This window comes from Thiohalorhabdus sp. (assembly GCF_036628635.1).
Lineage (GTDB): Bacteria > Pseudomonadota > Gammaproteobacteria > Thiohalorhabdales > Thiohalorhabdaceae > Thiohalorhabdus.
This window is the reverse complement of record NZ_JAZKRM010000007.1, coordinates 80048-87202: the sequence shown is the minus strand read 5'-3', so window position 1 is coordinate 87202 and position 7155 is coordinate 80048. Positions and strand designations below refer to the sequence as shown.

The following is a 7155-nucleotide window of genomic DNA, read 5'->3' as shown; positions in this document are numbered from 1 at the left end:
AGCCAGCGCTGAAAGCCCTCGTTGCCGTGGGCCATGCTGGAGACCGAGACCAGCAGGTCGTGGTTGAGGGTGAAGGCGCCGACGTCGAACAGCTTGTGGTGGAGGGTGCACAGGGCCAGGCCGTTGGCGGTGTGGTCCGGGCCGCCGGCCTGGTGCCATTTGATGTGGGCGGCCTCGATGCCGACGGTCTTGTCCTGGAGCTCGATCTTCAGGCCGCACACGGCGCAGCGGTAGCCGTAGGCGGTGAGCACCTCGTGGCGGAACTTGGGGTCGCGGATGCGGGTGGCGGATTCGGCGGTGCCCGGGGCCTCCAGGTCCAGGCCCACGGACTGGAGGATGTCCTCGTGCAGGGTTTCCGGGAAGTGGCCGGACAGCAGCAGGTGGGCCACCGCGCGCACGGCCTCGGGGTCGTCGCGGAAGGTGCGGAACACGGCCTCGGGGAAGCCGCCCTTCACGCCGTAGTCCCGGAACACGGCGGCGCTGGGCAGCTGGCGGTCCATGGGCAGCTGGACGCCGCCGTCGGTGCTAAGCTCCCAGACGCCGTCCGACTGCAGATGGAAGAAGGGGTACTCCGGGTGGTAGCTCTGCCGGGGCGGGCCGAAGTCGGCGAGGAGCTGCTTCATGGGCTCCTCGATCTGCGTAAAGGCCAGCTCGCGCCGCCCCTCCCGCTGCAGATACCCCAGCGCCAGCAGCACCAGCAGCGGCTTGTGCGGCGCGCGCTGGTCGCCGCGCTGCCACACGGTCAGTCCGCGAAATTTGTCTGCAATGGCCTGACGGTCCATGCGTCTGTTCGTTATGGCCGGGGCAAAGGGGGGCTGCCCGACCATAGCACCGGCGCCGGTGGACCGTCAGGGAAGATAAAGGGGGCAGGGGTGGATGGGGACCTGGATGTCGCGCAAGCGTTCGCGGAAAGGCTGCGGCCGTTCTGGGGGATTTTATGGCATTGGATTGGGCCCATGGCGCTGTTACTCAACGGCCTCAAACTGCTACTTGGGCCGGTTCTGAAGGGAGTTGCGGGCGAAGACGGCTGTTGGCAAAACGCGGCAACGGAGGTGGCCGCTGAAGGGGCGACAGAAAGGTGAGGACGTCGGCGGTCAGTCGCGTTACGCTCCGAGGAACTAGGCCCGTTCGGGGGGGTGTGGACCACCGAATCGCATCGAGGGAGGGAAAGGGATGGGTTTGTATCATAAATGGCTGGTCGGGGTGTGCGCGCTGGCGGCGGCCAGTTCCGCGGGCGCCGCCGGATTCGAGCTGGGTGAACAGGGCGCCCGTCCCTTGGGCTCGGCCCTGGCCGGTATCGGTAGCGGTACGGACGAGCTGTCCGCGGCCTTCTGGAACCCCGCGGGGATGGCTGCCGATTCTCGCCCCGGGGTGGCCGCGGGAGGCTCGGTGATCGATCCCTCCATCCAATTCTCCGGCCAGCAGCCCGACGGCGGCGAGGCGGGCAACTCTGGCTCCCCCCCGCAGGTTTTCGCCCGCGACCGCATGGGAAAGGGGCTTGTCCTCGGCTTCGCCCTGAATGCTCCCTTCGGCCTGCGCACCGAATGGGATGGGGACTGGGCTGGCCGCTACCACGCCATTGAGTCGGACCTGGAGGTGCTCCAGGGCACCCTTTCCGTGGCCAGGCAGGTGGGCAATGGGTTCTCCGTGGGTGGCGGCTTCGTTATCCAGCAGCTGGATGTGGAGCTGACCAATGACATCAAGACGCCTGCCCCCGCGGATGGGTTCAGCCGCATCACGGGGGATTCTCACGGCTACGGTTGGTTGATAGGCGCCCTGTGGCAGGGCGGGGATACCCGGTTGGGTCTGTCCTACCATTCCTCGGTAGTGCATACCATTCAGGGTACCCAGAAGCGTGAGCTTCCGGCGGCGCTGGGCGCGCCACTTGCCGGGACGAAGACCTTTAGCGCTACTGCTCGCCTGGATCTCCCGGCGCGCGCTGTGCTCGGGGTCCGGCACGATATAAACAAACGCTGGCGCGGCATGGTGAGCCTGCAGTGGTCGGAGTGGAGCTCCTACGACGAGCTGGCCGTGGACGTCAGTGGCGGGCCCACCGCCTCGGACGTGACCCGCGAGAAGGCCTGGGAGAACGCCTGGTCGTTCGCGCTGGGTACCGAGTACGACCTGACCGACCGGTGGACGGTGCGCGGCGGCTACCGCTTCGAGCAGACCCCGGTCCCGGACGCCGAGCACCGCGACCCGCGGCTGCCCGATGCCGACCGCCACCGCTACGGCGGGGGAGCGAGCTATGCCTGGGGCGCCGGCTGGAGCCTGGACGCCGCCTACAACTACCTGGACTTCGCCTCCGCCAAGGTGGAAAACACCGTGACCAACAGCCTGGGCGAAAGCGCCACCCTGGACGGCTCGTTCGACAGCAGCGCGCAGATCGTGAGCCTGCAGGTGAACAAACGCTTCTAGCCCGGGCGGTTAACCGCCGCGGCAGACACAAGCCCCGCGCGCGTGCGCGGGGCCTTTTTGGGTGGGCCTCGCCCCGATTGCGGCGGCTCCCCTGGGCTAAGGTGGAAGCCAGGGGACAACGGGCCTGGGGAGCAGTGGCCCGGAGGCAGGGGGCGGTGTCGGCGGTTATGGCTCGCTTGCCCTGGACGATCGCGTTGATTTGCCCGGCCGGCAGTGGCAAGTCGCAGGGCAGATTCGTTCTTGCCGAGATGACTAGCCAACCGAACCGATTAAGGCTTAATGTAACCCGCTGTTCTTACCCGGAACCGGGGTTGCAGGAGCCCCGCTGGCCCGGGCGAGTCGTTGGATGGACCCCGGTCGGGAATCCACGGCTCGCCCAGTGAATTGGGCTCCTAAGGGGGGCGCGTTTCCGGGTGGTGGCGTTCGTCGGGGAAAGGCCAACTCGGCCGGCTGGGCGGTCAGGACGAATTTGCCCTGGGCAGGTCGTGTGGGGGACTGGACGCCGTCACGGTTCCTCCGTATTTTTAAGCGGGCGCTGTTGCTGATCGTTTGCCCGAGGCGCTCGCGGGGTGACCCGGCATCCCCTTCTTGCTGTCCCCACCCACCTGCCGTCCGCCAGGCCAGGGGGAAAAGGTGCCCCTGTCCCCTTCGGGGCGGGCGCCGGTGCCGGGACGTCGATGGGGTGGTCTCGGCACCAGCAGGGCAAAAGGGTCCAATCCGGGAAAGAGGACGGGGAGGCTGACATTGAGCTTGAACGGACCGGGTCGGATGATTCCCTTTGCCATGTTCGATGAGGGCCCCACCATGCGCGCTCAGCCCAACCCGCGGAGCTATTCCCGCCTCTACACCTCCCTGGCGCTGCAAGCGAGCCTGGAACCCAAGGGCCCCTGGCTATGGCACGCCGTTCAGAAGCCCCGGCGCCGGGATCAGCCGCCCAAGGGGGAGCTGGAAAAGGCGCTGGCCTCCTTCGAGGACTGCCTGGACTCCTGGATCAACCTTTCCCGAAGCGGTGCCCGTCTTCCGGCCAATGCCCTGGAACCGGCCTGGGAGGCGATTCCCGGCCTGGAAGGTCAGGAGATGGGCCTGACCATGGCCCTGAAGGGTCGGTCCGACGGGCCCGTGCTGCTCTGGATCCCCTGCCACATCGTTTGGGCCCAGCAGTCCCCCAAGCCCTGCCTGGGGGTTACATGGCAAGCGCTGCCCGAGTCCCTCGACCAGGTCCTGGCCCGCTACCTGCAGTACCTGGAGCGCTATACCATATCGCCGCAACCCCAGCCGACCGGCTAGGTCCAGGGCGTTACCCAGGCGTCCCTAACCAGCCCCGGTCCTTCCCACCCGGCGATCCACCCGGGCGGGCCTTGCCGCCTTCCCGCGGGCAAAGGGCTCAGGTCGGGCTTTAACCGTTCAAAAACGTCTTTCTGGGCCCCTAATCTACCAACGCCGGGCCGCGATCAGAAAACGCGGTGGGTGTTCCCGGCACCCTTGCCCCGATCCGACCCAGGCCTGAGCCGGGCCTGCTCCAGTTCGCAGCGCCCCTGCAGGCCCATCCAGAAGCCGGGCGAGGGGCCGACGTAGCGGGCCAGGCGCAGGGCCGCTTCGGGGTCATTGCCGGTCCCTGCCGCCGCCCAGGCGCGCCGGCAAGCCATCGCCCGTGGCGCCCGCCGCGCGTGCCCCTTACCATCGGGGACAAGTGCCAGCCACCGGAGCCTCCGCCCATGTCCGCCGTCCTTGTTTGGCTGCGCCGGGACCTGCGCCTGGCCGACAACCCCGCACTGGCCGAGGCCGCGGCCCGCCATGACACGGTCATCCCGGTCTATATCCACGCCCCGGAGGAGGAGGCACCCTGGGGCCCCGGCGGGGCTCAGCGCTGGTGGCTGGACCGCTCGCTTCGGGCCCTGGCCGCCGATCTGGCGGCAGCGGGGGCGCCCCTGACGGTGCGCCGCGGGCCCAGCGGTGATGCCCTGGCGGCGCTGGCGGCGGAGACGGGGGCGACGGCGGTGCACTGGAACCGTCTCTACGAGCCGGCGGTGGTGGCCCGGGACCGGGGCATCAAGGAACGGCTGCGCGAGGCCGGCCTGATTGTGCAAAGCTTCAACGCCGCCCTGCTGGTGGAGCCGTGGCAGGTGGCCACCGGCCAGGGGACCCCCTACCGGGTGTTCACACCGTTCTGGAAGCGGCTGGTGGCCGACCATGATCTGCCCGGGGCGGCGGCCCACGATGCGCGGCCGCCGGCGGCCCTGCCCGGCCCGGCGGCGCCGCCGGCCTCGGAGGGCGTCGACGACCTGGGCCTGCTGCCGGCGGTGCGTTGGTATGACGGCCTGGAGGCGGCCTGGCACCCGGGAGAAGCCGGAGCGCGGGCGCGCCTGGCGGTGTTCGCCGGGGAGGCCCTGGCCGGTTACGACGCCGGCCGCGAGCACCCGGGCGTGGCCGGGACCTCGGCGCTGTCGCCGCACCTGCATTTCGGGGAGATCGGCCCGCGCCAGGTGGTGGCAGCGGTGGCCGCCGACGGCGCGGCGGCCACCGACGGCGGTGAGGCCTTCCTGCGCGAGCTGGGCTGGCGCGAATTCGCCCACCATCTGCTCTTCCATTTCCCCGAGACGCCGCAGCGGCCCCTGGACCGCAAGTTCGAGGCCTTTCCCTGGCGCGACCCCGACGCCGAGGCCGCCGCCGAGGCCGAGGCATGGCGCGCGGGGGGCAGCGGGGTGCCGCTGGTGGATGCGGCCATGCGCCAGCTGTGGGCCACCGGCTGGATGCACAACCGCCTGCGCATGGTGGTGGCGTCGTTCTGGACCAAGAACCTGCGCCTGCCCTGGCTCGACGGCGCGCGCTGGTTCTGGGACACCCTGGTGGACGCCGACCTGGCCGCCAACACCCTGGGCTGGCAGTGGGCCGGCGGCTGCGGCGCCGACGCCGCGCCCTACTTCCGCATCTTCAATCCCGTGCGCCAGGGCGAGCGCTTCGATCCCGACGGCGCCTTCGTGAGCGCCTGGGTCCCGGAGGTGGCGGCGCTGCCCGCCAAGCATATCCACGCCCCGTGGCAGGCGCCGGGGTCGGTGCTGGCGGCCGCCGGCATCGAGCTGGGCCGGGACTACCCGCGCCCGGTGGTGGATCTCAAGGCCAGCCGCGAGGCGGCCCTGGCCGCCTTCCAGGAGCTGCGCGGCGGGTGAGACGGTCTACCAGTCCGTACTGGCGCGGTTGACCTCGTCAACCTGGCGGTTGAGGGTCCAGTAGTCGTAGAGAACGCCCAGGAGGAATAGGCCGCCGGTGAGCAGATAGATGACGCCGGTGATCCACTTCTCCAGATACATGCGGTGGAGGCCGAACACCCCCAGGAAGGTGAGCAAGACCCAGGCGGCGGTGTAGTTCTTGCGCCCCAGAACGTAGTGCCGATCGGCGGTGCTGTCCATGGCCGGCATTAGGAAGAGGTCCAGGATCCAGCCGATGAGCAGCAGCCCCAGCGTGAAGAACCAGATGGTGCCGGTAATGGGCCGGCCGTAGTAGAAGCGGTGGGATCCCATGAAGCCGAAGAGCCACAGCACGTAGCCAACGACTAGATTGTGGGTTTTGGGCATTGTGGGCTCGCTGGTTGTTGAACGTGGCTGCGGGGATTCGGTCGCAGGGGGAGTATCGGCAGGCGCCCGGGCGGGAGCAAGGGCGGTGCCGGCGGGGTGGCCCACCCGCCCGCCGACTTTTTCCCAAAAAGCCAACTGGACCAACTACCTCCGATCGAAATGCCGTCTGGGCATTCCCTCCCTGCCGGGTTCGGTTGGCGGTTCGGTAAGGGGTATTTTGGGTTAATGGGGGAGCCTGGGATGGCGAGTGCTGCCGTGAGGTGTCGGTCTTCAGACAGGGCCGGTCCTTGCCTCCGGCCGCCGATCCAACCCTCTGACCAAGGAAGCCTGCCATGGCCCTGAGCTGGATTCCGGATGGCGGTGAGGTGTTGATCCAGGGCGCGAGCCGGGGGATCGGCCTGGAATTCGTCCGCCAGTGCCTGGCCGAGACCAGGGTGGGCACGGTCTGGGCCACCTGCCGCGATCCCGCCAATGCCAGCGACTTGCAGGAGCTGGCCCGGGCCAGCGACGGCCGGCTTCGGCTTGTCGCCCTGGACTGCACCGACGACACCAGCGTCCGCCAGGCGGCGGAAAAGGTCCGGGAAGCCGGGGCCCGGCTCCATCTACTGGTCAACGCCGCCGGTTTGCTCCACGACCGCAGCCGGAGCATCCGTCCCGAGAAGCGCCTGGAGGATGTGACCCCGGAGGCGCTTACCACCCTGTTCCAGGTCAACGCCGCGGGGCCCTTGCTGGTGGCGCGCCACTTCCGGCCGCTGCTCGGCCACGGCGATCCGGCCGTGTTCGCCGCCATCTCGGCGCGGGTGGGCTCGATTGGGGACAACGGCAAGGGCGGCTGGTACGCCTACCGCGGCTCCAAGGCGGCGCTGAACCAGTACATCCGCACCCTGGCGATCGAGCTGGGGCGGCGGGCGCCGGCGGTCACCTGTGCCGCCCTCCACCCCGGAACGACCAATACCGACCTCTCCGCGCCGTTCCAGGCCTGGGTCCCGGCCGAGCAGCTCTTTCCGGTGGCGCGCACGGTCGCCCAGCTGCTCCAGGTCATGGCCGGACTGGGCCCGGAGGACAGCGGCGGCTTCTTCGCCTGGGACGGCCAGCCCATCCCCTGGTGACCGGTTGGCAAGGCGCCAGCCCAGGTCCCGACTCCCGTAAGCGCTGATAAGGCCGG

At 69.5% G+C, this 7155-nt stretch carries 7 protein-coding genes; 4 read left to right on the top strand and 3 right to left on the bottom strand.

Annotation, left to right across the window (positions count from 1 at the left end):
* On the bottom strand, nt 1-782 hold a 782-nt coding region (locus tag V5A19_RS04215), incomplete at its 3' end, for a phosphorothioated DNA-binding restriction endonuclease (protein ID WP_332327712.1).
* Nucleotides 783-1173: 391 nt separating this feature from the next.
* Here V5A19_RS04215 and V5A19_RS04210 point away from each other — a divergent pair.
* On the top strand, nt 1174-2418 hold the full coding sequence (locus tag V5A19_RS04210) for an OmpP1/FadL family transporter (protein ID WP_332317991.1): 1245 nt from the start codon (nt 1174-1176) through the stop codon (nt 2416-2418).
* A 744-nt stretch (nt 2419-3162) separates the two neighbouring features.
* Nucleotides 3163-3705 carry a PilZ domain-containing protein gene (locus tag V5A19_RS04205; RefSeq protein WP_332317992.1) on the top strand — a complete coding sequence of 181 codons (543 nt, stop codon included), beginning with the start codon at nt 3163-3165 and terminating at the stop codon, nt 3703-3705.
* Between the two features lie 164 nt (nt 3706-3869).
* Here V5A19_RS04205 and V5A19_RS04200 read toward each other — a convergent pair whose 3' ends face one another.
* On the bottom strand, nt 3870-4064 hold the full coding sequence (locus tag V5A19_RS04200; protein ID WP_332317993.1) for a helix-turn-helix transcriptional regulator: 195 nt from the start codon (nt 4062-4064) through the stop codon (nt 3870-3872).
* Between the two features lie 69 nt (nt 4065-4133).
* Between V5A19_RS04200 and V5A19_RS04195 the strand changes: the two genes are divergently transcribed.
* Nucleotides 4134-5585 (top strand): cryptochrome/photolyase family protein, encoded by a 1452-nt coding sequence (locus V5A19_RS04195; protein WP_332317994.1) that lies wholly within the window; start codon nt 4134-4136, stop codon nt 5583-5585.
* 6 nt (nt 5586-5591) lie between these two features.
* Here V5A19_RS04195 and V5A19_RS04190 read toward each other — a convergent pair whose 3' ends face one another.
* Nucleotides 5592-5990, bottom strand: coding sequence for an NINE protein (locus V5A19_RS04190; RefSeq protein ID WP_332327711.1), 399 nt, complete (start codon nt 5988-5990; stop codon nt 5592-5594).
* Between the two features lie 332 nt (nt 5991-6322).
* On the opposite strand from V5A19_RS04190, the gene V5A19_RS04185 reads away from it, so the two are divergent.
* Nucleotides 6323-7099, top strand: coding sequence for an SDR family oxidoreductase (locus V5A19_RS04185; RefSeq protein WP_332317996.1), 777 nt, complete (start codon nt 6323-6325; stop codon nt 7097-7099).
* Nucleotides 7100-7155: the final 56 nt, after the last annotated feature.

Excerpts from the sequence above, each read along its gene's own strand:
- V5A19_RS04210 (WP_332317991.1), top strand. The coding sequence starts at position 1,174 with ATGGGTTTGTATCATAAATGGCTGGTCGGGGTGTGCGCGCTGGCGGCG.
- V5A19_RS04200 (WP_332317993.1), bottom strand. The coding sequence starts at position 4,064 with ATGGCTTGCCGGCGCGCCTGGGCGGCGGCAGGGACCGGCAATGACCCC.
- V5A19_RS04195 (WP_332317994.1), top strand. The coding sequence starts at position 4,134 with ATGTCCGCCGTCCTTGTTTGGCTGCGCCGGGACCTGCGCCTGGCCGAC.
- V5A19_RS04190 (WP_332327711.1), bottom strand. The coding sequence starts at position 5,990 with ATGCCCAAAACCCACAATCTAGTCGTTGGCTACGTGCTGTGGCTCTTC.
- V5A19_RS04185 (WP_332317996.1), top strand. The coding sequence starts at position 6,323 with ATGGCCCTGAGCTGGATTCCGGATGGCGGTGAGGTGTTGATCCAGGGC.